We start from the raw sequence: 25,812 nt of genomic DNA, 5'->3' as shown, positions 1-25,812 counted from the left end.
GGGGCGGGCGGCGTACGCGGGTGGTGCGTGCTGGTGCCGTCGGGTGGTGCAGCCCGGCGGGCTGCGCCGGGGTCGCCGGTCAGGAACTCGCCGGTGAGGTCGGTTGTTGGCCGTAGACGTTCTGGTAGCGGTGGTAGAGCGCATCGATGTCCGCCTGCGCGATCGGCACCGGCTGCCCGAGTGCGCGTGCCAGGTGCGCGGTGCGGGCGACGTCCTCGCACATGACCGCCGCCTTGACCGCCGCGCGGGCGTCGCGGCCGATGGTGAAGACGCCGTGGTTACGCATGAGCACCGCGGGTGAGCGGTGCCCGGCGAGCGTGGTGACGATGCCCTTGCCGATGTCGTCCCCGCCGATCAGCGCGAACGGGCCCACCGGGATCTCCCCGCCGAACTCGTCGGCCTGCGCCGTGAGGTGGCAGGGGATCGCCTCCCCGCGGGCGGCCCAGGCGGTGGCGTACGAGCTGTGCGTGTGCACCACCCCGCCGACCTCCGGCATCGCCCGGTAGACGTAGGCGTGGGCGGCGGTGTCGCTGGACGGGGCGAGGTCCCCCTCGATGAGGACGCCATCGAGGTCGCAGACCACCATGGTGTCCGCCGAGAGGTCGTCGTAGCCGACGCCACTCGGCTTGATGACCATGAGGTCCCGACCGGGAACCCGCGCGGAGATGTTGCCGGCCGTCCAGGACACCAGGCGGTACCGGGTCAGTTCGGCGTGCAGGAGGGCGACCGTCTCGCGCAGTTCGCCTATCTGTCGGGTCAGCTCGGCGTTCATGCGACCACCTCCAGTGCGGTCTCGTGCGTGGTTGCGCCGGCCTCGATCGCCGCATTGCGGATCGCCCGCAGGCGGAGCATGACGTCGTTGCCACCGCGACCGAAGTGGTCGTGCAGCGACCGGTACTCGGCGTAGAGGGCGTCGTACGCGCGCGCCCGGTCCGGGTCCGGTCGGTAGACGGCCTCGTGCACCCGGCCCATCGCCTGCGACGCCTCGTGGATCGACGGGTACTCGCCGGCGGCGACGGCGGCATGGATCGCCGATCCGAGCGCCGGTCCCTGCGCGGAGGCGATGATGTTCAGCGGCCGGTTGGTCACGTCGGCGTAGATCTGCATCAGCAGCTCGTTGGAGGTGAGACCACCGGCGATCACCAGGTCGTTCACGGCCACCCCGGCCTCGACGAACGCCTCAATGATCATCCGCGTGCCGTACGCCGTGGATTCCAGCAGCGCCCGGTAGACGTCCTGGGGCCGGGTGGCCAGGGTCATCCCGACGATCATCCCGCTGAGGTCGTGGTTGACCAGCAGTGACCGGTTGCCGTTCCACCAGTCCAACGCGATCAGGCCGTGCGCGCCGACCGGCTGGCTGGCGGCCAGTTCGGTGAGGCGTTCGTGGGAGGCGACCCCGGCCGGGGCGGCGTGCTCGACGAACCAGCCGAAGATGTCGCCGACTCCGCTCTGCCCGGCCTCGTAGCCCCACGCGCCGGCGCTGATGCCGCCGTCGACGACGCCGCACATTCCGGCCACCTCGGCGAGGTGCGTGCTGTTGACCACGTGGCAGGTGGAGGTACCCATGATGGCCACGAGTCGACCGGGCTCCACGGCCTGCGCGGAGGCGGCGGTGACGTGCGCGTCGACGTTGCCGGCGGCCACCGCGATCCCCTCCGGCAGGCCGGTCCAGGCCGCGGCATGGGCGGTGAGCGTGCCGGCACGGCCGCCGAGTGGCAGCAGGGGACCGTCCAGCTTGGCGACGAAGTCGCCGAAGTCCGGGTTGAGCGCGGTCAGGAAGCTCTGCGACGGGTGCTGGCCATCCTGCAGGATGCCCTTGTAACCGGCCGTGCAGACGTTGCGGGTCTCGGTGCCGCTGAGCTGCCAGACGATCCAGTCCGCGGCTTCGATGAAGCGCTCGGCGCGGTGGTAGACCTCGGGGTCCTCCTCCAGGATCTGGAGGCCCTTGGCGAACTGCCACTCGGCGGAGATCTTGCCGCCGTACCGGCCGATCCAGGGCTCCGCCCGATCGTGGGCCAGGGCGTTGATCCGGTCGGCGTGCGGCTGGGCGGCGTGGTGCTTCCAGAGCTTCACCCAGGAGTGCGGACGGTCGCGCAGCTCCGGCGCCTCGCAGAGCGGCGTGCCGTCGGCGAACGTCGGCAGCACCGTGCAGGCGGTGAAGTCGATGCCGATCCCGACGATCGCGGTGGGGTCCACCCCCGCGGCGGACACGGCCGCCGGGACGGCGTACCGCAGCACGTCGCGGTAGTCCTCCGGATTCTGCAGGGCCCAGTCCGGCGGCAGCGGCCGACCTCCGGGAAGGGCGGCGCTGATGACTCCGTCGCCGTACTCGTGCACCGCGGTCCCCAGCTCGGCGCCGTCGCCGACCCGGACCACCAGGGCTCGCCCGGACAGGGTGCCGAAGTCGACACCGACGACGTAGCGTTCGCCGGCTCCGTCCACAGGATTCATGTCCACCTCCACCGTCGACGGGCCAAGTGTTAACGCTCACATCCACCCTCGTCAAGACACCTGTCGGCAACAGCTCCGTAACGCCGCCGGGGTGCCGCGGCGTCGGTACGCGGGCGCTCGTCGCCGGGCGCCCCGATGGGCAACGTCAGCCCGAGCATGGAAACGCCGAAGGCCCGGCCTGGCGGCCGGGCCTTCGGGTTGTCGCGGCTCGTCGACCGCGATCGGCGCTGCGATCAGCGGGCGGGGTTGCGATCAGCGGGCGGGGTTGCGGTTGTACAGCGCCCTGGCCCAGAAGAAGCAGACCACGGTGGTGACGGCGCACCAGGCCACCGCGAGGATGGCGTTGCTGCCGATTCCGGTGCCGAGCAGCAGGCCGCGGAGGGTCTCCATGACGGGCGTGAAGGGCTGGTAGTCGGCGAACAACCGCACCGCCGTCGGCATCGAATCGGTGGGGACGAACCCGCTTCCGAGGAACGGCAGCAGCACCAGCGGCATGGGCAGGTTGCTGGCCGTCTCGACACTCTCGCTGATCAGTCCGAGAGCGACCGACAGCCAGGTGAGCGCGAGAGTGATCATGGCGATGACGCCGATCGCAGCGAGCCACTCGACCGGACTGGCGGTCGGCCGGAAGCCGACGAGCAGTGCCACACCGGTCACGACCGCGAGACTGAGCAGCGTCTGGAGCAGGCTGCCCAGCACGTGGCCGGTGAGGACCGACGGTCGGAAGATCGCCATGGTGCGGAACCGGGCGATGATGCCCTCGGTCATGTCCATGGCAACCGAGATGGCGGTGCCCTGCGCGCCGCTGACCACGGCGATGAGCAGGATGCCGGGGGTGACGTAGTTGGCGTACTCGGCCCGGTCGCCGGTCGGTCCGAGGCCGGCGCCGAGCGTGCCACCGAAGACGTAGACGAAGAGCAGCAGGAGGATGACCGGCATGCCGATGAGCAGGAGCGTCATCGACGGATAGCGCCGCATGTGCAGGATGTTGCGCCGCAGCATCGTGCTCGAATCGCGGGCAGCGAGGGTGAGGGTGCTCATCGCGCCATGGCCCTTTCGTTGTCGGGTCGGCCGGTCAGGGTGAGGAAGACGTCGTCCAGGTCCGGGCCGTGCACGGTGAGACCGGCCACGCTCACCGAGGCGCGGTCGAGCTGGTCGAGCAGGGATCGCAGCGACCCGACCCCGCCGTCGCTCGGGACCTGCAGGGTCAGCGCCGCGTCGTCCCGGGTACCCGCCGCCAGCAGGCCGGCGGCGGAGTCGAGCCCCGCGTGGTCGGCGAACTGCAACACGACGTGACCCCCGGGAATGAGCCGTTTCAGCTCGTGCGGGCTGCCCTCGGCGATCAGGCGGCCGTGGTCGAGGAAGGCGATCCGGCTGGCGAGTTGATCGGCCTCTTCGAGGTATTGAGTGGTCAGGAGGATGGTGACGCCATCGGCGACGAGATCACGGATGATCTGCCACATCGCCCGGCGGCTGCGCGGGTCGAGGCCGGTCGTCGGCTCGTCGAGGAAGATGACGCGCGGGTCCCCGACCAGGGTCATCGCGAGGTCGAGCCGGCGGCGCATACCGCCGGAGTACGTCGCCACCGGCTTGTCCGCCGCCTCCGTCAGGTCGAACGTTTCCAGCAGCTCGACGACGCGTCGTCGGCCTGCCGCCCTGCCGAGGTGGCGCAGGTCGGCCATCAGGCTCAGGTTCTCCCGGCCGGTGAGCAGGTTGTCGACGGCCGAGAACTGGCCGGTGACACCGATCAGTGCGCGTACCGCGTCGGGCTCCCGGATCAGGTCGTGGCCGCCGACGAGGGCGTCGCCGCCGTCGGCACTGATCAGGGTGGACAGGATCTGCACAGTGGTGGTCTTACCGGCTCCGTTGGGGCCGAGCAGCGCGAAGATCGTTCCTTCGGCGATCTCCAGATCGATGCCGTCGAGCACGACCTTGTCGCCGTAGGACTTGCGCAGGCCGGTGGCGACTATCGCGGGTCGGGAAGGGCTGGCCATGGTCTCCTCTATTCCTGGACGGGGGGGCCGCCGGGCATCGTTCATCAGGCGCGGCGGATCATGATGTCGCCGTAGTCGGTGCTCGCCCGGACCTCGACCGTGTCGTCGGTCTGGGCCGGGCTGTCGGTCGTGTCGAGCGCGTTGTGCACCCGGCCATGGCGGGAGCTGACGTCGAGCCAGGCGGCGGTCCCGCGGCGGACGCCGACCTCGATGGCTCCGTAGGAGGTCTGCAACTCGATCGACCCTCGTACGACCTCGCCCAGCCGGACGTTGCCGTAGGCCGTGCGTGCCGTCACCGAGGCCATCGGCTCGTCGACGGTGACGTCGCCGTAGGCGGTGTTGACCCGGACGTCGCCGTTGCTCTGGCCGATCCAACAGTCGCCGGAGGAGTTCTTGATCTCGGCGAGGCCGTCGACCGCGCCGATGCGTACCTTGCCGGAGGACGCCTTCACCCGGGCTGATCCGGCGACGTGCTCCACAACGATTTCGCCGTGGCTGGAGTCGATGTCCAGCGGCCCGGTCCGGTCGAGCCGGATCGCACCTCCGGTCCTGACGTGACACTCGCCGAGCCGCCCCTCGCAGCGGAACGCCGCCCAGGATGCCTTGGCGTGCAACCGCGACCCGGTCGGCACCTCGATCAGGACGTCGACCGAGGGTCCGGGGCCGAAGCCGTAGCGACGCCAACTCTTCGGCGCTCTGATCATCAGTTGGCCGGCGGCGTACTCGACGGTGGTCTGCTCGGCGGCGCTCATGTCGGCCTTGCTCGACGGGTCACGGGGCCGCACCTGAACGACAGTGTCGGTGCGGTCGGTCGCGGCGATCCACGCGTCCCCGACGGGCAGCTCGATCTGGACGGAGATGGGCTCTGGCGTATCGAAAACAGGCATGGTGGTCTCCCGGAATGTGGGCAGCGGGCAGCGCTGCAGGTGAGCGGCGGGAAGAACGAGGGGGTACGCGGTCAGCGCGCCCAGCCGGTGAAGTGCTGGCCGGAGCGCGGCTCCGTCCGGCGGGCCGGGCGACGGTCCGGCTCGCCAGCCCCGATGGCGCCGGCGACCGCACGCACGAGCCAGGCGTTGACCGACAGTCCGGCCCGGCCAGCAGCTTCCTCGATGCTGGCTTTCAACTGGTCGGGAAGCCGGAGGTTGATCCGCGAGGTGCCGCCGTCGTCGCCGCCCGGTGCGAGCACCGGCGCCGGCAGCGTGGGCGCGGGGATCTGCTCGCCAACGCTGTCGGCCGGCGGGTTGGCCGGCGCCACCACGAAGTCAGGCTCGCGACCGCGCAGCCGGACGTGCACAGACCCGGGCGCTAGCTCGCGGGTGATCTCTTCGGCCGCGTCGGACAGCGCCTCGAGCAGCGTGAGGCGGGTCGCCGCCTCCAGTTGGGTGAAGAGCCGCTCGGCCAGCGCCCGAGCGTCCGGGTCAACCCCCTCCGCGGCGACGGCGAACTCGTTACGCAGGTTCTCGACGTACGGCCTCAGGTCCATGGCACCATCATGGCACCACTTTGGCTCAGCGTGCAACCCTCTCGGCTCACAGTGATGCCATCGGTCGGAGATGCTGCGCCATCCGGCTGGGCAACCCCTGCTCAGCCACGAGCACCAGCGGGCGGCCTCAGCTCACCGAAGGCGCGTCGGACCACGCGGTTCGCGAGCTCCTGGGTCAGTCCGGTGGCCACCAGCAGGTCACTGACGGTCGTGCGGACCTGCGCGACGACGACCGCGCCGGAGAAGCCGACCCCCTCCCGGTAGGCGTCGCCGGCCGCGCAGACCGCCCGCAACGCCTGCTCCCGCGCCCGCTTGGGTTCGTCGCCGGCAGCGAACTGCCGCTTCAGCAGCCGGACCGCCTCGGCCAGGTCGGTGACCGCCCTGGGCATCGGCTCCGGTATCGGCTCGCCGTCCTCGATCAGGCTCACCGACCGGCGGATCAACGTCCCGCTGTTGCGCATCGCCCGGTCGATCGGCTCCGCCGCCTGCGCGTACCGGCCCACCGGCCCGTGCCGTTCGTGCCAGTGCACCGGCGACAGGGTGCTGGCCTCCCGTGCGCCCTGGGTCGCCTCGACGAGTGCCTTCAGCTCGTCCTTGTTCTGCCGCAGCTCGGCCATGGCGGCACGTGCCGGAGCGGGATCATGCCTGGCCAACGCGCCAGCGGTGGCATCGAGCTGGGCACTCAGGAGATCCAACGCCGGCCGCGCGGCCCGATTGAGCACCCGCAGCGGATTCAGCGGCAGCAGTACGGCGGTGACCAGAAGCGCCACCGCTCCCCCGACGAGGGCGTCCACGAACCGTGGGATCTCCAGGTCACGCACGGACGGACTGAGCGTGGCGATGAGCACCGCTGTCGCCCCGGCCTGGATCACCACCGCCGCGCTCCCGGCGAGAAACAACGCGACGACGATCGCCAGCACGACGATCAGGGCGAGTTGCCACCAGCCGGTGCCGGTCACCTGAAGCAGCAGGTCGCCGATCAGCACCCCGACCGTGACGCCGATGATCAGCTCGACGGTACGGCGCAGGCGTTGGCCAACCGATGCGGCGAGGGTCGACACCGCGGAGATCGGCGCGAACACCGGCTGCGAGATGTGCAGCACCTCCTTGACCACCAGCCAGGACAGCGCTGCGGCCAGGCCCGCCTGCACAGCGAGGCCGCCGATGGCGCGTACCCGACGCAGCCGGTCCCGCAGAGCGACCACCGCACGGTCGCGAAGCCTGGCAGCGGCCGCCGCCAGGCCGGGGTGGTCGGTGTCGTCGGCGCGGGTCGGCGCACTCCCATCACCTTCATGCCGATCGGCGTCGACCATGGCGGCACCTACCCCACCATCACCGGATCAATCCTGACCGCCGACGCCGCAGGACCGGCGGGAAACCGGACGGCCCGCGCCGCCCCGTGTAGAGGCCGCTCGCCTCAGATAGGTCGTCGGTGAGCGGCAGCACGTCCGCTGTTGCCACGGTTGGGTCGGTCTGGGTGGGGTAGACGCCGGTCTGTCATGGGGATGGCCGTCCTGCGCGAGATCGCGCGGCCAGGGCTGCCGAGCGCGTCGGGGGGCGATGTCGGATGGATCAGCGCGGTTGAGCCGGCCGGAGATGACCGGCGGCGTCGTGGAGCTGCGGGTGCACGGGGTGTCCGGCGCGAGTGTCGCTGAGGTCCTGGACCGGCGGCAGATCGCGCAGGTGGCGGGCGACCGCAGTGGGGGCTTCTACCGGCCCCGCCCGCACTGCTCGGACACCGGCGGCGCGCGAGGGGTCACGCTGGAGGCGTACCGCTGGGGTGACCTGCCCTCCGGGACCGTGGCCCGCACGCTGGCGCTGGTGTTCCTGCTGCCGTTCCTGCTGGCCAACGTGGCCATCTGGATGCGCCCGGCCAACCCCGGCTCCGAGGCGATGGTCAGATCCCTGTGCCGGGTGCTGGCGCTCACGCTCACCGTGCTCTACGTGCTCGCCATCGCCGGCGTCGCCCTGGACCTGATCGCCTGGAAGTGCATGGCCTCGCCCCGCTGCCTGGCCGGACGTAGCTGGTTGTCCTGGTTGGGAGGGCATCCGGTCGGACTGCGGCTGGCTGTGCTCGCCCTGGTCCCGGCCGCCGTCATCGGCCTGATCTGGCGCGTCAGCAACCGCCCGGGGAAGACGTTCGAGGCTTTTCACGCACCCGACAAGGCGGTCTCCGGTCATCCGCTCGCCGCGGTCGGGCAGTGGGACGCCGAACCGCTGGTGGGTCGACTGCGCTCCATCCACGTGGCGGCGGCGTTCGCGACACTCGACCTCACTCTGCTCGCTGCCCGAGCCGCAACCGGCGCGTCGGCCATCACGGTCACGCTGGCCGTGGTCACCGGGGTGGTCCTGGTCGCCTGCGTGGCGCTGCTCTGCGCGCCCCCGATCATCGACCGGGCCGCCGCCGACCGGCGGCTCGACGGGGTCACCCGCACGCTGCGGACGACCGCCATCATCCTGACCATCGTGGTCGTGACCCACCTGCTGACCAACCCCGCGCCATGGCACGAGGGAGGCACCCTGCCAGGCTACGACGCAACCCTGACCTGGCTCTTCGTCACCCAGACGGCGCTGCTGGCCGCCCTGGGGGTGGTGCTGCTCTGGCGCCGGGACCGGCGGCGGGACGTCAGCCCGCTGTTCGGGCTGGGAGCCTTGGTGATCGTGGCCACCGCGGTCAGCCTGGGGGTGGCGTACTCCGCCGAGGTGGTCTACCGGGTGGCGGACTTCCTGGATCGCGACCTGCCGACCGGAGAGGGTATCGCCACCGGCGCGCCCCGGGCGTACACCTGGGCGATCTACGGCTACTTCCGCGCGGTGCTGATCACGCTGATCGTCGCGGGCCTGATGATCCTGATCTCCCGCCCCGGCCGGTACCGGGTCGCGGCGGCGATCGTCGCGCGCGACTACCCCGACCCGCCCGCGCAGACCGGACCCCGGCTCGGGCAGGTGCGTCAGGCGATTGCCCGGGCCCGGTTCACCGAGAAGCTGGTGCCGTTGGCCGTGGTCTACGGCTGCCTCGCCGGACTCGGCACGGCCACCACCGCGATCGGCCTGCTGGAGCTGTTCCCGAGCGACGTCATCGAGCGGTACGCCAGGGTGCCGGCCGACGTGGTCACCTTCGGCATCGCGTTCGGCAGCTGGCTGATCGCGGCGATCATCCTCGGTCTGATCATCGGCGGAATGTTCGCCTACCGGAGCCTCCCGTTCCGGCGCCACGTCGGCGTCCTCTGGGACCTCGGCACCTTCTGGCCCCGGGCCGCCCACCCGTTCGCGCCGCCCTGCTATTCGGAACGGGCCGTGCCCGAGCTGGCCCGACGGATCACGTATCTGGTCTCCCGGGGCAACGCGGTGCTGCTCACGGGACACAGCCACGGCTCGGTCCTGCTCGCCGCGACGGTGCTCCAGCTGTCACCGGAGGTCGGCAGCCGGGTTGCCCTGCTCACCCACGGGTCGCCGCTGCGCCGGCTCTACGGGCGGCTCTTTCCCGCCTACATCGACGACGCGGCGCTGCGCGAGATCGGGAGCCGGGTCGGCTGGCGGTGGGTGAACCTGTGGCGCGACACCGACTCCATCGGCGGCTGGCTCTTCTCCGCTCACCGGCCCGGGGAGCGGGCCACCGTCGACGGCCCGCCGGCCACGGTGGACCGCCGGCTGCGAGATCCCAGCGATGTGGTGACGCCGCCCAGCGACAGCGTCCCGCCACCAATCCAGGGACACTGCCCGGACGAATCCGACGAGTCGTTCGCCGCTGCGGCGCGTGAGCTGGTGCGCCGCCTCGGCGAGCCGGTGGACCCGCCCGCCACGGCGAGGTAGTGGAGTTCCCGCTAGGCTGCCTGCGCGCGCCAGTCGTCCAGGCGCGTACCGGCGACGCGGGCGCCATCGGCGGGGACGAGGGAGCGCTCGCCCAGGGTGGCGCCGAAGTACCGGGCGCCGGGATCGGTCATCACCGAACGGGAGTCGGAACGGGCCGCGAGAGTGGATCGGCCCAGCTCGTCGAGGCGGAACTGCTCCGGCCCGGCGATCTCGACCGTACCGTTCGTCGGTGCGCCGACCGCGACCTCGGCCACCGCGGACGCGACGTCGTCGGCCGCCATCGGCTGGATGAGCACCGGCGCGAGGCGGACGGTGTCGCCGTCCGTGGCGGTGTCGATGATGCCCTGGACGAACTCGAAGAACTGCGTGGCGTGCACCAGCGAGTAGGGCAGCCCGGACGCGGCGATGAGCTTCTCCTGGGCGACCTTGGCCCGCATGTACCCGCTCTCCGGAAGCCGGTCCGAGCCCACGATGGAGAGGGCCACGTAGTGCCCCACCCCGGCTTCCGTCGCGGCGCCGAGGAGGGTCCGGGTGGACGTCTGGAAGAAATCCAGCACGGCGGCGTCCTCGAACGAGGGCGAGTTCGACACGTCGACGAGCACATCGGCGCCGTCGAGCACCTCACCCACCCCTTCGCCGGTCAGCGTGTTCACGCCGGTCTTGGGCGACGCCGGAACGGCCTCGTGACCCTGCGCGCCGAGTTTGCCCACGAGCTTGGAGCCGATGAGGCCGCTACCGCCGATAACGACGATCTTCATGAACGAGCCTTCCTGCTGTCAGCTGACGCATCACCCCCCGGACGGGGTCACGACGACACCAGGCTACGTACCTGCGGATACCTTGCGTGCAGACATCACGCCCCATGATTCTGTACGTCTCCAAGGCGGCCGAAACCGGCCGCACGCGCCACCGCCAGTCGTCGGGCGGGTCGCTGCCCGGTGGGGATGGGGTGCGGGCGGCGGCCTGCCCAGGTAACTCGCCGCACCCCACCCCGCTCTTCTCCCCGCACCAGCGCCCGTCCGGTGTGTCAAGGCGCGTTTGGCGCGCACCGGGTGCCGACCTACTTGGATCCCGCGAGTGCCCGCACGTATCCGATCGGCACGTTGTCCATCCTTATCGGCGGGTCTGCCAGCCGGGCAGCCCGATGATGAGCGCCGCGCCGACGGTCAGGTGCATGGCGAGCAGGACCAGCCGGCTGCTGATGCCGATGCCGCTGCCCAGCGGGCCGGCCAGCGAGAGCACCAGCACGATCAGCGCGATGATCCGGAACGTCCGGGCGGGGGCGCGGCCGACGGTACGCTCCAGCAGCGCGAGCAGGCCCCAGGCGGCCAGGCCGGCGATCAGCGCGGCCACCACCACGGCGGCCGGCCCGATGTGCTGGGTGGCGTCGCCCTGGCGGACGGCGAGGTCGATGCCTGCCCAGGGGTCGTTGACGGCCCACAGCAGGAGAGCGCCGGCCGCTCCCCCGGCGACGGTGATCACGCGGCCGGCACGCCGTGCGGTTGTCCTGGTCCTGTCGGTCCACTGCATGTCGTTCGTCATGCAAATGATCTTCTGCATCGTGCTCTCCTGCGACTCGGGGTTTCGAACGCCGGCAACGTTACGACTACTGCCAACTTCTTGGCAAGAGTTTGCCAAAAGGATTTGCCAACGAAGCGTCTCGGAGTAAGGCTAGTTGCCAAGACTGAGGCAAGCTGGCTAGGATCCGGGTGTGGTGGAACAACCAGCCTTCGGCCGCCGGCTCAGGCAACTGCGGATCGAGCGGGGCCTGACCCAGGGCGCGCTCGCCGGTGACGGCATGTCGACCGGCTACCTGTCCCGGCTGGAGTCCGGGGCCCGCCAGCCCACCGAACGCGCGCTGGCGCACCTGGCCAGCCAGCTCGGTGTCAGCACCGAGGAGCTGGTGGAGTCCACCGCCTCATCACTGGCGCGCAGCCTCACCATCGCCACCGGCCTCGGCGCGGACGAGACGGGCGAGCTGCTGTCCGGCGCGCTGGCCACCGCCGGGGGCGAGGACCCCCTGCTGCGCTGGCAGGCGTTGTGGCAGGTCGCCGACTGGCGGCGGCAACGCAAGGAGTACGCCGAGCAGCGGGCCTGCCTCGACGAGCTGACCACCCTCAGCGACCAACTCGGACTGCCCGAGCTGCGGGCCAGGGCACTGGCCGAGCTGGCCCGCTGCCTGCGGTCCACCGGCGAGGTTCCAGCAGCCGTCGACACCGCGCTGACGGCCCACCAGCTGGCCAAGGACAACGCGTTGGCCCCCTATGTCATGGCGAACGTCCTGCTGGCCGTGGTGTCAGTGCTGGCCGAGGCAGACCGGCTGCCCGAGGCCAGCCGGCACACCGACGAACTGCTCAGCCTCGTCGAGGGCCGGTCAGACCCGCTGTGGGCCGAGGCACTCTGGACCGCGGCCAACATCCGGCTCCGCCAGGGCGAGCCCGCCGCCGCGGCCGAGCTACTCGGCGAGGCCGTGCGAGGGTTCGACGGACGCGACAACCCCACCCTGTGGACGCGCCTGCGAATCAGCGCGGCCAGGCTCAACCTCCAGACCACCCCGCCGGACACCGAAGCCGCCCACCGCCGCGTCGAGGAAGTCCAGGCCAGCCTCCCCCTGACCGGAACACCCACCATCGAACAAGAGCTGCTGTTCCTGCGCGCGCACCTCGCCATGCACACCGGACACCCCACCGAGGCCCGCACGCTGCTCGACCAGCTCGACAGCCTCGACCCGCTCCTGCCCTACCAGGACCGCATCCAACTCGACGTGCTACGCAACCGGCTCCTCCTACTGGACGGCGCACGCGACGAAGCGGTCACCGGCCTGCGCGGCCTCGCCGAGCAGGCCCAGAACAACGGCAACATGGCACTTGCCGCTGAAATCTGGCGGCTCCTCGCCGAATCCCTCGCCCAGGACACACCGCGGCCGGCCCCGCGCGTAGGACTTGATCGGACCCGTAGCGCAAACCGAAGAGGCTTCTAACCAGTCCACTGTCACAGTGCGGTATCTACACCAGCGCGCAGTCCGGAGGCACGAGAACGCTGGCAACGGCTGTGGCGGCGCCAGTCTGCCAACACATTGGTTGTGTACGTCATGCACGATGGGGACGCCATCGCATCTGGAGGTCGACGTGGCCACGGTGTCCCACCCGGTCTTCGCCCGGGTCTATGAGCGGCTCAGCGTGGCGATGGACCGCGCCGGCACCGCCGAGTACCGGCGGAGTCTCGTCGCCGGCCTGTCCGGCCGGGTGATCGAGATCGGCGCCGGCAATGGCCGCATGTTCCCCCACTACCCACCCGCGGTCACCGAGGTCGTCGCGGTCGAGCCGGAACGACGTCTGCGCGCCGCAGCCATCCGGGCCGCGCAGACGGCGCCGGTGCCCGTGACGGTCGTCGACGGTCTGGCCGAGGCACTACCGGCGGGGGATGGCGAGTTCGACGCGGCCGTGGTCGCGTTGGTGCTGTGCACCGTCCCCGATCAGGCGGCCGCACTCGCCGAGATCGACCGGGTGCTTCGCCCCGGCGGTCAGCTGCGGTTCTTCGAGCACGTCGCCGTCGAGGGCAATGGCGGTCTGCGTCGGGCCCAACGGCTGTTCGACGCGACGCTGTGGCCGAAGCTGTTCGCCGGCTGCCACACCGGCCGCGACACCACCGCCGCCATCAGTGCCGCCGGGTTCGTCATCGAGGAGCTGCACCGGTTCCGGTTCCCGGCCGGCAGCAACAGCCCGTCCTCGCCCTGCGTGGTGGGACGCGCGATCAGGCCGACGCCGCCCGCCCAGTAGAGGGAACGGCCTCCGGTCGGCTGTCCCCGCTGCCGCCGTTCGGTGATCCATCTCCGGCTGCATACGCGACGAACGAAACTCGCTTGCTGGGCGCGGCGGACGCCGCCAGAGTGGTGTCCATGACGTACTGACGGATTTCAAACCCGCTCCGCGCCACCGGCGACGCCACCCCGGTGCCGTGCTGCCGTCCGTCCCTGCGTTTTCGTGAGAAGTGAGCGTCCTTGTCCCAGCCCCACTCCCGTCGGGAGTCCCTGCCCCCGTCCACCCCGGCGACCGTCTCGGTGTTCGCCTCCCCCGCGAGCTGGATCGAGTCCGATGCCCTCGACCAGTGCCAGCAGGTGGCCGCCCTCGACGGCATGATCCACGTTGCCGCCATGCCGGACCTGCACCCGGGCAAGGGTGCACCCATCGGCGCTGCCATGGCGTCGACCGTGTTGTATCCGTTCCTGGTGGGCTCCGACATCGGGTGCGGCATCGCCGTGTTCCCCATCCGGCTCAAGCGCGTCGTACCCGAGCGGCTCGCCGCGCGGTTCCCCGACCTCGACCGTGCGCTGGATCCCGAGCGGGACGCCAACGACCCCGCCTGGGCCGTCGTGCACTGCGAGATTCCGGCCGGCCACCTGGAGGGCCTCGGAACGGTCGGCCGGGGCAACCACTTCGTCGAACTCGCGCGCGTCGACACCGTCTGCGACTCCGGTCACGCGGCCCGCCTCGGGCTCGACGCCGGCGACCTCGTGCTCATCGTCCACAGTGGTTCGCGGGGCCTGGGCGAGCGGATCCTGCGAGCGCACACCGAGGTCCATGGCGCGGGCCCCGTCTCCGATCCGGCCGCCTACCTGGCGATGCATGACGACGCGGTGCGCTGGGGATCGCTCAACCGACGGTTGATGGCCGCCCGGGTCGCGTACGCCCTGGGGGCCGAGCCCAGCGAACCGTTCGTCGATCAGTGCCACAATCTGGTCGAGGTTCACGACGGGGTCTACCTGCACCGCAAGGGGGCGGCACCGGGCGACGGCCGCGACGTGCTCATCGCCGGTACCCGGGGCACCTCGTCCTACCTCGTGGCCGCCCACGCCGGGCCGGACGCCAACCACTCCGTCGCGCACGGCGCGGGCCGCAAGATGTCGCGCGCCGACGCCCTGCGCCGGGGCCGGGCCAAGCACACCGTCGACGAGCTGCGCCGCACTGCGGTGGGGTCGCTGGTGGTGTGCGGCGATCGTCAGCTGCTCTTCGAGGAGGCGCCCACGGCGTACAAGCGCATCGAACAGGTGATCGCGGACCTCGTCGACCACCACCTGGCCACGCCGGTGGCCACCACCACTCCCCTGGTCACGTACAAGACGCCGGATCTGGGGCCGACGCACCGACCGGACCGCCGTGACCAGCGCCGCAAGCGAGGCCGGGTGTGAGCGTCCACCTGTTGTTGTCGGCCGGGCGTGGCCCGCAGGAGTGTGCCTGGGCGCTGGCCCACCTGCTGCGCCGCTTGGAGGGCGAGGCCACCCGGCAGGGCCTGACGGTCCGGAGGGTCCGGGCCGTACCCGGCGACCGGCCGGGCACCTACCGATCGGTCCTGATCCAGGTCTCCGGAGCCGCAGCCGAGGCGTTCACCTCCTCGTGGACCGGAACCCTGTGCTGGCAGGCGCCCAGTCCCTACCGGGCGAGCGCCGGCCGAAAGAACTGGTACGTGATCGCGCAACAGCCCCAGCTCGACACCCCGCCCACGGCGTTCGCGGAGGCGGATGTCGACATCCTCGCCTGCCGTACCGGCGGGCCCGGAGGGCAGCACCGAAACAAGGCGAGCACGGCGGTACGGGCGACGCACCGCCCCTCGGGCATCGTGGTCGTGGTGGACGACGAGCGGCAGTTCAGCCTCAACCGGCGCATCGCCCTGCGCCTGCTGCGGCAGCGCATCGAGCGCGGCGACGAGGCGGCCCGTCGCGCCGTCACCACCGCCCGCTGGCGCGTCCACGACGAGCTCGTACGCGGCAACCCCACCCGCGTCGAAGGCCCGGAGCCATCGGGACACGACACCCCCGGACAGCGCTCGCGGCAACGATGACGAGGTCCGTTCGCACCAGCGACGAGTTCAGACCTGCAACACCGCGTCGGCGAACGCCCGAGGGGCCTCCTGCGGCAGGTTGTGCCCGACACCCCCGCCGATGGTCCGGTGTTCGTACCGCCCGGCGAACTGCTTGCCGTAGACGCTCGGCTCCAGGTGCGGCGCGCCATTGGCATCGCCTTCGAGGGTGATGGCGGGCACCCTGATCTTCGGCTTCTCCGCCAGTCGCGCCTCCAACTCGGCGTACTGTGGCTCGCCCGCGGCGAGGCCGAGCCGCCACCGGTAGTTGTGGATCACGATGTCGACGTGATCGGGGTTGTCCAACGCGGCCGCGCTGCGGCCGAACGTCGCGTCGTCGAACGCCCACTGCGGGGAGGCCGTGCGCCAGATCAGCCTGGCGAAGTCGTACCGGTTCTTGTCGTACCCTTCCCGGCCGCGGTCGGTGGCGAAGTAGAACTGGTACCACCAGGCGATTTCGGCCTTCGGGGGCAACGGATGTCTCCCCGACTCCTGGCTGTCGATCAGGTAGCCGCTCACCGACACCAGACCGCGACAGCGCTCGGGCCACAGCGCGGCCACGATGTCGGCCGTACGCGCACCCCAGTCGAACCCGGCCAGCTTCGCGGTATCGATGTCGAGGGCGCCCATCAGCTCGACCACGTCGACGGCCATGGCCGACGGCTGGCCGTTGCGGATGGACTCATCGGACTGGAATCGGGTCGTGCCGTAGCCGCGGACGTACGGCACGATGACCCGGCAGCCGGCGTCAGTCAGCAGGGGCACGACGTCGACGAAGCTGTGGATGTCGTACGGCCAGCCGTGCAGGAGAATCACGGCGGCGCCGTCCGCCGGACCGGCATCGACGTATCCGATGTTCAGGACACCGGCGTCGATCTGTCGCACGTCGTCCAACACAGCCATCGCACTGGCCCCTTCCATCGCGTCTCATCGATGTAGAACTACGCTTCGGGGGTGCCGGACAAGCACGAATCGTAGGGCCGCGCGACGGCCACGATGGCGGGTTCCGCAAGGTCGGGGTGGCCGACGACTGAGTGGGTAGGATGCGCCGCCGCACGTATCCACGGAAAGCCCGACTTACGTGTGCAGGCGCAGGCGGTCGCGGCGACCCTCGTAGGGTGATGGCATGGCTGAGCGATCTCTGACCTTGATGGCGGTGCACGCGCACCCCGACGACGAGGCGACGAGCACCGGTGGTGTCCTTGCGCGCTACGCGGCGGAGGGGATCACGACCGTGCTCGTGACCTGCACCGACGGGCGATGTGGCGACGGCCCCGGCGGCGTCAAGCCCGGCGACCCGGCGCACGACCCGGCTGCGGTCGTGGCGCTGCGCCAGGCCGAGTTGGAGGTCAGCTGCGCGGCGTTGAAGGTGACCCACCTGGAGACGCTCGGCTATGCCGATTCCGGGATGATGGGCTGGGCGACGAACGACCTGCCCGGCGCGTTCTGGACCACGCCGGTCGACGAGGCCGCGGACCGGCTGGCGGAGTTGATCCGCCAGTACCGGCCGGACGTCGTCGTCACCTACGACGAGAACGGCTTCTACGGCCACCCGGACCACATCCAGGCCCACCGCATCACCATGGCCGCTGTCGCGAAGACGGACGTCCCCGCGAAGGTGTACTGGACCACGGTGCCTCGTACGGCTTTCGCGGAGTTCGGCCGGGTCATGCAGGAGCTCGGCGTCGAGTGGGCCGAGCCGGACGCGTCGTCGGGCGCACCGGAGCCGGAGCTCGGCCTGCCCGACGACGAGATCACCACCTGGGTGGACACCAGGAGCTACGGCGAGCAGAAGTTCGACGCGTTGGCCGCGCATGCCAGTCAGAGCGAGACCATCTTCTTCCTGCAACTGGGCAGGGAGCGGTTCACCGAGCTGATGGGCATGGAGACCTACGTCCGGGTCCGTGACACGACCGGCGCACCGGTACCCGAGGACGACCTCTTCGCCGGACTGCGCTGACCCGTTGCCGCCTGAAGCATGCCCAGCAAATGGTTGTCGGAACAACAGATAGAGCGATCAACACACCGCTGCTAGGCTGGGTACATGTCCGACATCGACCCGTGCGAGCTGCCAGCTGACCGCCAGCGCGGTTCGAACTTCGGGTGGTCTCTGGGCATGGTGCTGCGTCGCTGGCACGAGTACGTCGAGGAGGCGCTGAAGGACCTGCCCCACGGCAGCCGCGGCTACCACATCCTGGCCGTGGTCGTCCACGAAGAGGTGCCGACACAGGCGGCCCTGGCCTCCCGGCTCGTGATCGACCGCAGTGTCCTGACGTACGTGATCGACGACCTGGAGAACGCCGGCCTCATCGAGCGACAACTGGACCCGCGCGACCGCCGTGCCCGCAGGATCGTGGCCACCGAGCGCGGGAGGCTGGCACTCGCCGACGCCGAGAAGCGGGTCGCGCACGCCGAGGACCACGTGCTGGCCGGGCTGCCCGAGGAGCAGCGTGCCACCTTCCGCGACTTCGCCGACCGCGCCGCCGAGGCGATCCAGGCCGCCGCACCCGGCACCGACCCCTGCGCCGCGGTGAGCAGCGTCATCAGCCCGACGGATCAGCCCCCGCGCTGACGCGGACCCGACCGATCTCAGGCGCCATCGTCGGTCCCCTCTCCGGCCTGCTCGGCAAGCGCCGGCGGGATGGGGAAGTTGCGGTTGAAGACGTTGTCCGGGTCGTACGCCGCCTTGACGGCGCGCAGCCGACTGAGGGTGGGCTCGGGGAAGGCGTCCAGGAGCCGCTCCGGGCTGGTGTCGGATTCGAAGCTGAGGTACATGCCGTCGAGGTGCTCGTACAGATCGGCCCAGAGCTTGTCGAGCCGGAGCCTGCGGTCCGGGACGGTGGCGGCGAGCACGGAGAAGTTCTGATCCCGGTGCGCGTACGCGGTGGCTTCGCCGGCGATGTCGTTGACCGCTCCCCCGACGGAACGGAACTGCATGACCATCACGTCACCGGAGCGGATCATCGTCGCCATGACCTCCGCGGCCTGCGGCGTGATGTGGTGCAGCAGGCCGCTGTGGCTGTCCGACAGTCCCTGGCCCCGATGCTGGTTGCCGGGCGGCGCGACGAGCGCCGGATACGGCGCGAGCTGGGCCTGCTGATCGAGGATGGGCCCGATCTCCAGGAACGGGCTCAGGGCGGACTGCGCCGCTTCGATGTCGTCTCCGGCGTACACCAGGGTGACCTGGGCCATCGGTGGGTCGCCTCGGCGTGCGGGGAACAGCGAGAGGAAGCTGGTCAACTCCCGCGGCGCGTCCTCGACGAGCCGCCCCCAACGACCTAGCAGGTCGGCGGTGTCGCTCGCGTCGACCACGAGCCGGGCGAACACGACCTTGTCGACCTCGTACGCCTCCAGTTCGAGGGCGGTGACGACCCCGAAGTTGCCGCCCGCACCGCGGATAGCCCAGAACAGGTCGGGGTGATGATGTGCGTCCACCCGCAGCAGGCTGCCGTCCGCGGTGACGATCTCGGCGGCGACGATGTGGTCGATGGTCAGGCCGTACTTGCGCACCAGGTATCCGACGCCGGCGGCGGTGGCGAGGCCACCGACGCCCACGTCGCCGTAGTCCCCCGAGCTCATCGCCAGCCCGTACGGGGCGAGCGCCTGGGCGACGTGTCCCCAGCGGGCTCCCGGCTCGAGGCGGATCCGGCGGGTGGACCGGTCGAGCACCTCGACCTTGTCCATCGTGGACATGTCGATGACGACCCCACCGTCGTTCGTCGACCGGCCGCTGATGCCGTGCCCACCGCTGCGTACGGCGAGCGGAAGCTGCTGCGTCCGCGCGTAGGTCACGGCGTCGATCACCTCGGCGGCGTCCCGGGGGCGGATCACCAGGGCCGGTGAGCCCTGCCAGCTGTGGCTGTGGCGCACCCGCTCGTACTCCGGGTCGCCGGGCTCGACGGCCCTGGTGGCCAGCGACGCGGGCAGGGCGTCGTAGTCGACGCCGGGCTGGCGCTTGGCCAGGGCGACGCTCGACCGGACCCGGCCGGTCGTGGTCGCGCTTCCCGAGCGCGCCTTGGCAACGGCCTCCCGCAGCGCGGGGGCGATCTCCTGCCCGAAGACCTGGATGAGGCGTGGATCGTCGCGGCCGATGAGGAAGGTGCTGAACCCCTCGTCGAGGACCAGCGGGAGGAGCTGGTCGACCCACTGCTCGGCCGGCCCCTGGAGGAAGCCGCGACTACGCGACGACACGTCGACCGTGAACACGTTGAGCAGCCGGCGGATCTGTCGCGGGTCGCGTCCGGCCGCCACCGCCGCCTCGTCGATGAGTCGGTTGGCGGTGGCCCGGTCCGGCGACCGGAGGTACTCCTGCGTCGGCAACCATCCGTCGGCCTTCTGACCGGTCAACGCCAGCATCCGAGGCTGGTAGGCGCCGAGCCAGATTTTGATGTCGTGTTCCGGTGCCGGGCCGCGCCGCATGCCCGGAATCGGGTAGTACTTTCCCTCGCGCTGGAGCGGCCCGGCGGCGCTGTCGTCCCAGACGCCGCGCAGGACGTCCATCGCCTCGCGCAGCGCGTCGACGCCCTGCCCGGCGGTCAGCCGACGCGCGCCCATCCCCTCGACCCCGTCCCAGAAGGCGCCGGCGCCAAGGCCGAGTTCGAACCGGCCGTGCGACAGCCGGTCCAGGCTCGCCGCGGCCCGGGCCAGGACGGCCGGCGGGCGCAGCGGCAGGCTCAGGACGTTCCCCGAGATCCGTAGCCGCTCGGTACGGGCGGCCACCCAGCTCAGCAGAGTCCAGGTGTCGAGGTACTCGGCGTTGTAGGGATGGTCCTGAAAGGTGGCGAGGTCCAGCCCCGTCGCCTCGGTCAGCTCAGCCAACGCCACAACCCGGTCCGGGTCGTGCACGCTTGGCGCAAGGAACGTCCCGAACAGGAGGTCATGTCCGTAATCGGGCATTGCCGTACCCACCAATCTGCTTCTCGTTGGTCGCCAACTTTCTGTTGATCCACAACTTATTTGCCCGCCCGCACATTCCGGATCCGGACCAATGTGTTGGCTGCAACATGAGTTGGCGAACAGACGATCTGCGGCGCGTCGCGCCCGCGTAGCAGGAGCGGTTGTTCTACGCTCGCCACCAGGCTTTTCTCAACCGACGAAAGATCGACTCATGACCACCACGGACACCCCAGCCGCCATCCGCGCCTTCATCGACGCGACCAACACTGGCGACTCGGAGGCCTTCGCCGCCGCCTTCACCGACGACGCCTACCTCAACGACTGGGGCCGCGAGTATCGGGGCCGCGACGGCGTACGCGACTGGGACCGCACCGACAACATCGGCAAGCAATCGCACTTCGAGGTCGTCGCGATCGAGCCCGGCTCCGATCCCGACAGCTACGTCGTCACCCTCACGGTGACCGGCAACGGCTACAACGGCACCGGCCCGATGACCTTCCACCTGCGCGACAACCTCATCGCGAGCCTGCGGATCAGCTGACGGCCCGCCCGGGCGCCCGAAGCCGCGCCGACCGACCGCGACCCGCCACTCCTGCGGTGGACCACCACCGATTGACAGCACATCGACGCGCTGCTATTTGTTAAGAGAGTTTCCTGATGCTCGCGGCGCCCTCGGGGTCGATCCGCCGCACGGGGGCCACCGACCCGCAGGCGGCACGCCGCCCCTTCCCCGAGGAGCACCATGCTTCGCAAGAGGTCAGCCGCGTACGTCGTGGGCGCGCTGCTGGTTGGCACCGCGGCCCTCGGGTACGGCCTGCCGTCGGCCAGCGCGGCGGCCGCCGGCCCGATCACCGGCCTCGGCGGCAAGTGCGTCGACGTGGCCGGGGCCAGCCCGGCCAACGGCACGCCCGTCCAGCTCTACGACTGCAACGGCAGCGCGGCCCAGACGTGGACGGTCGGCAACGCCGACGGCTCGATCCGGGCACTCGGCAAGTGCCTGGACGTCACCGCCGCGTCGACCGCTGACGGTGCCAAGGTGCAGCTGTACGACTGCAACAGCACCGGCGCTCAGAAGTGGACGGCCAGCAACGGCGCACTGGTCAACGGCGGCTCGGGCAAGTGCCTCGACGTCACGGACCGAAGCACGGCCAACGGCACCCGGTTGCAGATTTGGAGCTGCTCGGGCGGCACCAACCAGCGGTGGACCCTGCCCGGCGGTGGGACCCCGCCCCCCACCACCCCGACGGTGCGCAACCTCGACGACCCGGCGAAGAAGGACGTCGCCATGCAGCTCGTGTCGGCGGCGGAGAACTCCTCGCTCGACTGGCGCGCGCAGTTCTCCTACATCGAGGACATCGGCGACGGGCGGGGCTACACCGCCGGCATCATCGGGTTCTGTTCCGGCACCGGCGACATGCTCGAACTTGTCGAGGCGTACACGCGCACCAAGCCAGGCAACGTGCTGGCGTCGTACCTACCGGCGCTGCGTGCCGTCAACGGCACCGACTCGCACGCCGGTCTCGACCCCAGCTTCCCCCGCGACTGGCGGGCCGCGGCCACCGACCCGGTCTTCCGGGCCGCGCAGGAGGCCGAGCGGGACCGGGTGTACTTCAACCCTTCGGTACGCGACGGCAAGACCGACCAGGTCCGGGCGCTCGGCCAGTTCGCGTACTACGACGCGGCGGTGATGCACGGGTACGAGGGCATCCGGGCGATCCGCAACCGTGCCCTCGCCCGGGCGAAGCCCCCGGCGCAGGGCGGCGACGAGCGGACCTGGCTCAACGCCTTCCTCGACGAGCGGGTCATCGAGATGAAGAAGGAGGCGGCCCACTCGGACACGTCCCGCGTCGACACGGCCCAGCGGGTGTTCCTCAACAACGGCAACGTCGACCTGAACACGCCGCTGGTGTTCGCCGTCTACGGGGAGCAGTTCCGCATCGGCTAGGCGCCCTTGCCTTGACGCCGGCGACAAGGTTTAGCGTGGTCGCGACGGGCTGGCGGAGGGGGTCGGATGCTGATCGGTGAGTTGGCTGAGCGGGCCGGCACGAGCACGCGTGCCCTGCGCTACTACGAGGCGCACGGGCTGGTCCGCGCCCAACGCTCGGCCAACGGCTACCGCGTCTACGAGGAGGCGGAGCTCCGGGTCGTACGGGAGATCCGGGCACTGCTCGACGTCGGCTTCGGCCTCGATGACGTCCGCCCGTTCGTCGCCTGCCTCCGGGCGGGCAACACGTCCGGCGATGTCTGCCCGGACTCGGTGCTGGTGCTGCGACGCAAGCTCGCCGAGGTCGACGCCTACATCGACCGGCTCGGCGCCGTTCGCCAGCAACTCCACGCCCAGCTCACCCACGCCATCGCGCACCGGGAGGAAACATGCCCCAGGAAACGGCAGTTGGCTCGCTAGTCACCGTCACCGACGACACGTTCGCCGATTTGGTGCTGGCCAGCGACCGGCCCGTGGTGGTCGACTTCTGGGCGGAGTGGTGCCCGCCCTGCAAGGCGATCGAGAAGAGCCTCGCCGAGCTGGCCGGCGAGTTCGGCGACCGGACGGTCGTGGCCAAGCTCAACTCCGACGAGAACCCGGCGGCCACCCGGCGCTACGGCGTCATGTCTCTGCCGACGCTGCTGGTGTTCCGCCGGGGCGAGGTCGTCGGCTCGACCGTGGGCTCCAGGCCCAAGACCCACCTCCGGCAGATCCTGACCACACAGGCCGACCTGTAACGGGTCAGCGGCGGCTGAGCTCCGCCTCGAGTCGCTGGATGAGCGTCTTGCGGGCCTTTCCGCCGCGCTCGCTCCGCAGGGCGGCCCTGAGCTGGCGCGTGTCGAGGCCCCGGACCAGCTTGGCCGCTTCGGCGACCGACATCTCCGACATCCGTCCGGCCGTCGTGGCGTCCCGGCGGGCTCGACTGGCCGGCCTCGTGTTGGCCACGAACTGCCTGCCGGTTCGCGACGCCCTCCGCTTCTTGGTGTCGGTGGCGCGCTTCTCTTCCTCCGACAGCTCCTCCCAGGCCTTCTTCGGCAGGTAGCGACTGGTTGTGTCGCCGTGCCGGGCCCGGGTGTCACCCTCTTTGGTCTGCCAGTCCTCCGCGCCCCACCGTTGCAGGGACTTCTGCCGCTCGTCCTTGGGGCCCAGGAATCCCCCGCCGCGCCGCTTGTACTCCTGAGTGACCAGTTGTGACTTCCGTGCCGACCACTGCCCCGGTCTGCCGCCCTTGTCGGAAGCCTTGATCTCTTCCTTGATCTGCTCTCTGAGTTCGGGCTTCGTGTACCGCGCCATGGATCGCAGCTACCCGGGACCGCACCGCCTATGCCTTCCGCGCGGCGGCTTGACCTCAACCTCACACGAGGTTCTAGCCTGCTTCGCGGAGGTACGGCATGAGCATGGAAGTTACCGCGTGGACGTCCCTGCACCACGCGATGAACGCGCAGGACGAACGACCACTGTCCCGGGCGACCCTGAAGCGCATCGCGCGGTTCGCGCGGCCGCACCGTGCCCTGATCATCAGGTTCCTGCTGTTGAGCGTGGTGACGGCGGTCCTCACGGTGGCGGCACCGGTCCTCGCCGGTCGGGTGGTGGACGCGATCGTCGACGGCGCCGACAGCGGTGTCGTGATCCGGTTGGCGGTGCTGATCGCCGTGATCGCGCTGGCCGAAGCCGGCCTGGGTCTGGTGACGCGGTTCCTGTCCGCCAGCATCGGTGAGGGACTGATCGTCCAGTTGCGGACGGCCGTCTTCGACCACGTCCAGCGCATGCCGGTGGCGTTCTTCACCCGGACCCGTACCGGTGCGCTGGTCAGCCGTTTGAACAACGATGTGATCGGCGCGCAGCGGGCATTCAGCGACACCTTGTCGGGTGTGGTCGGCAACGCCGTCACACTGGTCCTGACCCTGGCGGTGATGCTCAGCTTCTCGTGGCAGATCACCCTGCTGGCGCTCGTACTGCTGCCCATCTTCGTCCTCCCGGCCCGGCGGATGGGGTCGCGGCTCGCCCGGTTGCAGCGGGAAGCGGCCGAGCACAACGCGGCCATGAGCACCCGGATGACCGAGCGCTTCTCGGCACCCGGCGCGACACTGGTCAAGCTCTACGGACGTCCGGCCGAGGAGTCGGCCGAGTTCGCGGCGCGGGCGCGCCGTGTGCGTGACATCGGCATTCGCACCGCCATGCTCCAGTGGGTCTTCATCACCGCGCTCACCGTTGTCGGCTCGCTGGCGCTGGCCCTGGTCTACGGGTTGGGCGGTCTCTACGCCCTGCGGGGCAGCCTCGACGCCGGCACCGTGGTCGCGCTCGCGCTGCTGCTGTCGCGCCTGTACGCGCCGTTGACGTCGCTGGCCAGCGCCCGGGTCGAGGTGATGAGCGCGCTCGTGAGCTTCGAGCGGGTGTTCGAGATCCTCGACCTCAAGCCACTGATCCTCGACAAGGCCGATGCCCGGCCGCTCCCTGACGGACCGGTCGCGGTGGAGTTCGACGCGGTACGGTTCGGCTACCCGTCGGCCGACAAGGTGTCGCTCGCGTCCCTTGAGGACGTGACGAAGCTCGATACGCGCGGCGGCGAGGAGGTGCTGCACGGCGTGTCGTTCCGCGCCGAAGCGGGGGCAGATGGTCGCCCTCGTCGGCTCGTCCGGGGCGGGCAAGTCGACGATCGCCCAACTCGTGCCGCGCCTGTACGACGTCGAGGGTGGCGCGGTGAAGCTCGCCGACGTCGACGTACGCGACCTGTCGGCCGAGTCGATCCGAACGGCGCTCGGCGTGGTGACCCAGGACGGGCACCTGTTCCACGAGAGCATCCGCGCCAACCTGGTGTTCGCCCGGCCGGATGCGACCGAGGAGGAGATGTGGGACGTACTGCGACGGGCCCGGCTCGACACCCTGATCCGCTCACTTCCCGATGGGCTCGACACCGTCGTCGGTGAACGGGGGTACCGCCTGTCGGGCGGGGAACGGCAACGCCTCACCATCGCGCGGCTACTGCTGGCCCGTCCCCGTGTGGTCATCCTCGACGAGGCCACGGCGCATCTGGACTCCACGTCGGAAGCCGCCGTACAGGACGCCCTCGCCGAGGCCCTGACCGGCCGGACCAGTGTGGTCATCGCGCACCGGCTGTCCACCATCCGGGCGGCCGACCAGATCCTCGTCATCGAGGACGGACGCGTCGTCGAACGCGGGCGACACAGCGAGCTGCTCGCCGCCGGTGGCCGGTACCAGGATCTGTACCGCACCCAGTTCGACCAGGACGAGCCGGTGGTCCAGGAGGAGCGCGTCGCGGCCGTCTGAGGAACGACGTCGTACCGCCGCCCGCCACGGTGAGCCCGTGGTGGGCG

At 70.7% G+C, this 25,812-nt stretch carries 23 protein-coding genes and 1 pseudogene; 12 read left to right on the top strand and 12 right to left on the bottom strand.

Translation table 11 applies throughout. From position 1 onward, the window contains the following. Nucleotides 1-79: 79 nt before the first annotated feature. The 7 genes from BUS84_RS32990 to BUS84_RS32960 form a co-directional block, all read right to left on the bottom strand. Nucleotides 80-772: an L-ribulose-5-phosphate 4-epimerase gene (locus BUS84_RS32990; protein ID WP_074318284.1), complete on the bottom strand. Its 693-nt coding sequence runs from the start codon at nucleotides 770-772 to the stop codon at nucleotides 80-82. Further along, a complete protein-coding gene (gene araB, locus BUS84_RS32985; protein ID WP_074319286.1) occupies nucleotides 769-2,451 on the bottom strand; it encodes a ribulokinase in 1,683 nt (560 codons plus the stop codon). The genes BUS84_RS32990 and araB overlap by 4 nt, the downstream gene beginning before the upstream one ends. 252 nt (nucleotides 2,452-2,703) lie before the next feature. Next, complete coding sequence (locus tag BUS84_RS32980) at nucleotides 2,704-3,492, bottom strand: ABC transporter permease (RefSeq protein ID WP_074318283.1); 789 nt, start codon at nucleotides 3,490-3,492, stop codon at nucleotides 2,704-2,706. After that, the gene (locus BUS84_RS32975; RefSeq protein WP_074318282.1) at nucleotides 3,489-4,445 is read right to left on the bottom strand and encodes an ATP-binding cassette domain-containing protein; all 957 of its coding nucleotides are present in this window, start codon (nucleotides 4,443-4,445) and stop codon (nucleotides 3,489-3,491) included. Before BUS84_RS32975 ends, BUS84_RS32980 begins: the two co-directional genes overlap by 4 nt. A 44-nt stretch (nucleotides 4,446-4,489) precedes the next feature. After that, on the bottom strand, nucleotides 4,490-5,332 hold the full coding sequence (locus BUS84_RS32970) for a DUF4097 family beta strand repeat-containing protein (RefSeq protein WP_074318281.1): 843 nt from the start codon (nucleotides 5,330-5,332) through the stop codon (nucleotides 4,490-4,492). 71 nt (nucleotides 5,333-5,403) lie between these two features. Beyond that, nucleotides 5,404-5,928, bottom strand: coding sequence for a hypothetical protein (locus BUS84_RS32965; RefSeq protein ID WP_074318280.1), 525 nt, complete (start codon nucleotides 5,926-5,928; stop codon nucleotides 5,404-5,406). Nucleotides 5,929-6,029: 101 nt separating this feature from the next. Beyond that, the gene (locus tag BUS84_RS32960; RefSeq protein ID WP_074318279.1) at nucleotides 6,030-7,241 is read right to left on the bottom strand and encodes an FUSC family protein; all 1,212 of its coding nucleotides are present in this window, start codon (nucleotides 7,239-7,241) and stop codon (nucleotides 6,030-6,032) included. 268 nt (nucleotides 7,242-7,509) lie between these two features. Here BUS84_RS32960 and BUS84_RS32955 point away from each other — a divergent pair, with 268 nt between their 5' ends. Beyond that, nucleotides 7,510-9,741 (top strand): hypothetical protein, encoded by a 2,232-nt coding sequence (locus BUS84_RS32955; protein WP_244298799.1) that lies wholly within the window; start codon nucleotides 7,510-7,512, stop codon nucleotides 9,739-9,741. 11 nt (nucleotides 9,742-9,752) lie between these two features. Here the strand turns inward: BUS84_RS32955 and BUS84_RS32950 are convergent, their stop codons facing one another. Both BUS84_RS32950 and BUS84_RS32945 read right to left on the bottom strand, forming a co-directional pair. Further along, nucleotides 9,753-10,499 (bottom strand): SDR family oxidoreductase, encoded by a 747-nt coding sequence (locus tag BUS84_RS32950; protein WP_074318277.1) that lies wholly within the window; start codon nucleotides 10,497-10,499, stop codon nucleotides 9,753-9,755. A 355-nt stretch (nucleotides 10,500-10,854) separates the two neighbouring features. Next, nucleotides 10,855-11,301, bottom strand: coding sequence for a DUF6069 family protein (locus tag BUS84_RS32945; RefSeq protein WP_244298798.1), 447 nt, complete (start codon nucleotides 11,299-11,301; stop codon nucleotides 10,855-10,857). Nucleotides 11,302-11,455: 154 nt separating this feature from the next. Here BUS84_RS32945 and BUS84_RS32940 point away from each other — a divergent pair, with 154 nt between their 5' ends. From BUS84_RS32940 to prfH, 4 genes are all read left to right on the top strand, one after another. Beyond that, a complete protein-coding gene (locus tag BUS84_RS32940; RefSeq protein WP_208869780.1) occupies nucleotides 11,456-12,721 on the top strand; it encodes a helix-turn-helix domain-containing protein in 1,266 nt (421 codons plus the stop codon). 118 nt (nucleotides 12,722-12,839) lie between these two features. Continuing rightward, nucleotides 12,840-13,520 (top strand): class I SAM-dependent methyltransferase, encoded by a 681-nt coding sequence (locus BUS84_RS32935; protein ID WP_074318275.1) that lies wholly within the window; start codon nucleotides 12,840-12,842, stop codon nucleotides 13,518-13,520. Between the two features lie 221 nt (nucleotides 13,521-13,741). Next, a complete protein-coding gene (locus BUS84_RS32930; RefSeq protein ID WP_074318274.1) occupies nucleotides 13,742-14,929 on the top strand; it encodes an RNA ligase RtcB family protein in 1,188 nt (395 codons plus the stop codon). Continuing rightward, entirely contained in the window at nucleotides 14,926-15,579 is a 654-nt protein-coding gene (gene prfH / locus BUS84_RS32925; RefSeq protein WP_074318273.1) for a peptide chain release factor H, read from the top strand. The genes BUS84_RS32930 and prfH overlap by 4 nt, the downstream gene beginning before the upstream one ends. 27 nt (nucleotides 15,580-15,606) lie before the next feature. On the opposite strand, the gene BUS84_RS32920 is transcribed toward prfH, so the two are convergent. Next, entirely contained in the window at nucleotides 15,607-16,500 is an 894-nt protein-coding gene (locus tag BUS84_RS32920) for an alpha/beta fold hydrolase (RefSeq protein ID WP_074318272.1), read from the bottom strand. Nucleotides 16,501-16,723: 223 nt separating this feature from the next. Between BUS84_RS32920 and BUS84_RS32915 the strand changes: the two genes are divergently transcribed. Then, nucleotides 16,724-17,557 carry a PIG-L family deacetylase gene (locus BUS84_RS32915; protein ID WP_074318271.1) on the top strand — a complete coding sequence of 278 codons (834 nt, stop codon included), beginning with the start codon at nucleotides 16,724-16,726 and terminating at the stop codon, nucleotides 17,555-17,557. Between the two features lie 84 nt (nucleotides 17,558-17,641). Beyond that, a complete protein-coding gene (locus BUS84_RS32910) occupies nucleotides 17,642-18,169 on the top strand; it encodes a MarR family winged helix-turn-helix transcriptional regulator (RefSeq protein WP_074318270.1) in 528 nt (175 codons plus the stop codon). A 17-nt stretch (nucleotides 18,170-18,186) separates the two neighbouring features. Here BUS84_RS32910 and BUS84_RS32905 read toward each other — a convergent pair whose 3' ends face one another. Further along, on the bottom strand, nucleotides 18,187-20,493 hold the full coding sequence (locus BUS84_RS32905) for an LLM class flavin-dependent oxidoreductase (RefSeq protein WP_074318269.1): 2,307 nt from the start codon (nucleotides 20,491-20,493) through the stop codon (nucleotides 18,187-18,189). Nucleotides 20,494-20,704: 211 nt separating this feature from the next. Between BUS84_RS32905 and BUS84_RS32900 the strand changes: the two genes are divergently transcribed. The 4 genes from BUS84_RS32900 to trxA all read left to right on the top strand — a co-directional run bounded on the left by BUS84_RS32900 (nucleotide 20,705) and on the right by trxA (nucleotide 23,214). Next, the gene (locus BUS84_RS32900; protein WP_074318268.1) at nucleotides 20,705-21,034 is read left to right on the top strand and encodes a nuclear transport factor 2 family protein; all 330 of its coding nucleotides are present in this window, start codon (nucleotides 20,705-20,707) and stop codon (nucleotides 21,032-21,034) included. Between the two features lie 201 nt (nucleotides 21,035-21,235). Then, the gene (locus BUS84_RS32895; RefSeq protein ID WP_074318267.1) at nucleotides 21,236-22,438 is read left to right on the top strand and encodes a chitosanase; all 1,203 of its coding nucleotides are present in this window, start codon (nucleotides 21,236-21,238) and stop codon (nucleotides 22,436-22,438) included. A 66-nt stretch (nucleotides 22,439-22,504) separates the two neighbouring features. Beyond that, complete coding sequence (locus BUS84_RS32890; protein ID WP_074318266.1) at nucleotides 22,505-22,897, top strand: MerR family transcriptional regulator; 393 nt, start codon at nucleotides 22,505-22,507, stop codon at nucleotides 22,895-22,897. After that, nucleotides 22,867-23,214, top strand: a complete 348-nt coding sequence (gene trxA / locus BUS84_RS32885) for a thioredoxin (RefSeq protein ID WP_074318265.1) — start codon at nucleotides 22,867-22,869, stop codon at nucleotides 23,212-23,214. Before BUS84_RS32890 ends, trxA begins: the two co-directional genes overlap by 31 nt. A 4-nt stretch (nucleotides 23,215-23,218) precedes the next feature. Here trxA and BUS84_RS32880 read toward each other — a convergent pair whose 3' ends face one another. Continuing rightward, complete coding sequence (locus BUS84_RS32880; protein WP_074318264.1) at nucleotides 23,219-23,770, bottom strand: DUF5872 domain-containing protein; 552 nt, start codon at nucleotides 23,768-23,770, stop codon at nucleotides 23,219-23,221. A 98-nt stretch (nucleotides 23,771-23,868) separates the two neighbouring features. Between BUS84_RS32880 and BUS84_RS32875 the strand changes: the two are divergent. Beyond that, a pseudogene (locus BUS84_RS32875) lies at nucleotides 23,869-25,765 on the top strand (ABC transporter ATP-binding protein). Nucleotides 25,766-25,812 lie beyond the last annotated feature (47 nt).

This window comes from Micromonospora cremea, assembly GCF_900143515.1.
In the GTDB taxonomy this organism is placed as follows: Bacteria; Actinomycetota; Actinomycetes; order Mycobacteriales; family Micromonosporaceae; genus Micromonospora; species Micromonospora cremea.
The sequence above is the reverse complement of the archived record's forward strand: the minus strand, read 5'-3'. Positions and strand labels throughout refer to the sequence as shown.

Coding starts and splice junctions, on each gene's coding strand:
- trxA (WP_074318265.1), top strand. CDS start 22,867: ATGCCCCAGGAAACGGCAGTTGGCTCGCTAGTCACCGTCACCGACGAC.
- BUS84_RS32965 (WP_074318280.1), bottom strand. CDS start 5,928: ATGGACCTGAGGCCGTACGTCGAGAACCTGCGTAACGAGTTCGCCGTC.
- BUS84_RS32945 (WP_244298798.1), bottom strand. CDS start 11,301: ATGCAGAAGATCATTTGCATGACGAACGACATGCAGTGGACCGACAGG.
- BUS84_RS32910 (WP_074318270.1), top strand. CDS start 17,642: ATGTCCGACATCGACCCGTGCGAGCTGCCAGCTGACCGCCAGCGCGGT.
- BUS84_RS32960 (WP_074318279.1), bottom strand. CDS start 7,241: ATGGTCGACGCCGATCGGCATGAAGGTGATGGGAGTGCGCCGACCCGC.
- BUS84_RS32895 (WP_074318267.1), top strand. CDS start 21,236: ATGCTTCGCAAGAGGTCAGCCGCGTACGTCGTGGGCGCGCTGCTGGTT.
- BUS84_RS32935 (WP_074318275.1), top strand. CDS start 12,840: ATGGGGACGCCATCGCATCTGGAGGTCGACGTGGCCACGGTGTCCCAC.
- BUS84_RS32900 (WP_074318268.1), top strand. CDS start 20,705: ATGACCACCACGGACACCCCAGCCGCCATCCGCGCCTTCATCGACGCG.
- BUS84_RS32980 (WP_074318283.1), bottom strand. CDS start 3,492: ATGAGCACCCTCACCCTCGCTGCCCGCGATTCGAGCACGATGCTGCGG.
- BUS84_RS32915 (WP_074318271.1), top strand. CDS start 16,724: ATGGCTGAGCGATCTCTGACCTTGATGGCGGTGCACGCGCACCCCGAC.
- BUS84_RS32920 (WP_074318272.1), bottom strand. CDS start 16,500: ATGGCTGTGTTGGACGACGTGCGACAGATCGACGCCGGTGTCCTGAAC.
- BUS84_RS32950 (WP_074318277.1), bottom strand. CDS start 10,499: ATGAAGATCGTCGTTATCGGCGGTAGCGGCCTCATCGGCTCCAAGCTC.
- araB (WP_074319286.1), bottom strand. CDS start 2,451: ATGAATCCTGTGGACGGAGCCGGCGAACGCTACGTCGTCGGTGTCGAC.
- BUS84_RS32970 (WP_074318281.1), bottom strand. CDS start 5,332: ATGCCTGTTTTCGATACGCCAGAGCCCATCTCCGTCCAGATCGAGCTG.
- BUS84_RS32975 (WP_074318282.1), bottom strand. CDS start 4,445: ATGGCCAGCCCTTCCCGACCCGCGATAGTCGCCACCGGCCTGCGCAAG.
- BUS84_RS32990 (WP_074318284.1), bottom strand. CDS start 772: ATGAACGCCGAGCTGACCCGACAGATAGGCGAACTGCGCGAGACGGTC.
- BUS84_RS32890 (WP_074318266.1), top strand. CDS start 22,505: ATGCTGATCGGTGAGTTGGCTGAGCGGGCCGGCACGAGCACGCGTGCC.
- BUS84_RS32880 (WP_074318264.1), bottom strand. CDS start 23,770: ATGGCGCGGTACACGAAGCCCGAACTCAGAGAGCAGATCAAGGAAGAG.
- BUS84_RS32905 (WP_074318269.1), bottom strand. CDS start 20,493: ATGCCCGATTACGGACATGACCTCCTGTTCGGGACGTTCCTTGCGCCA.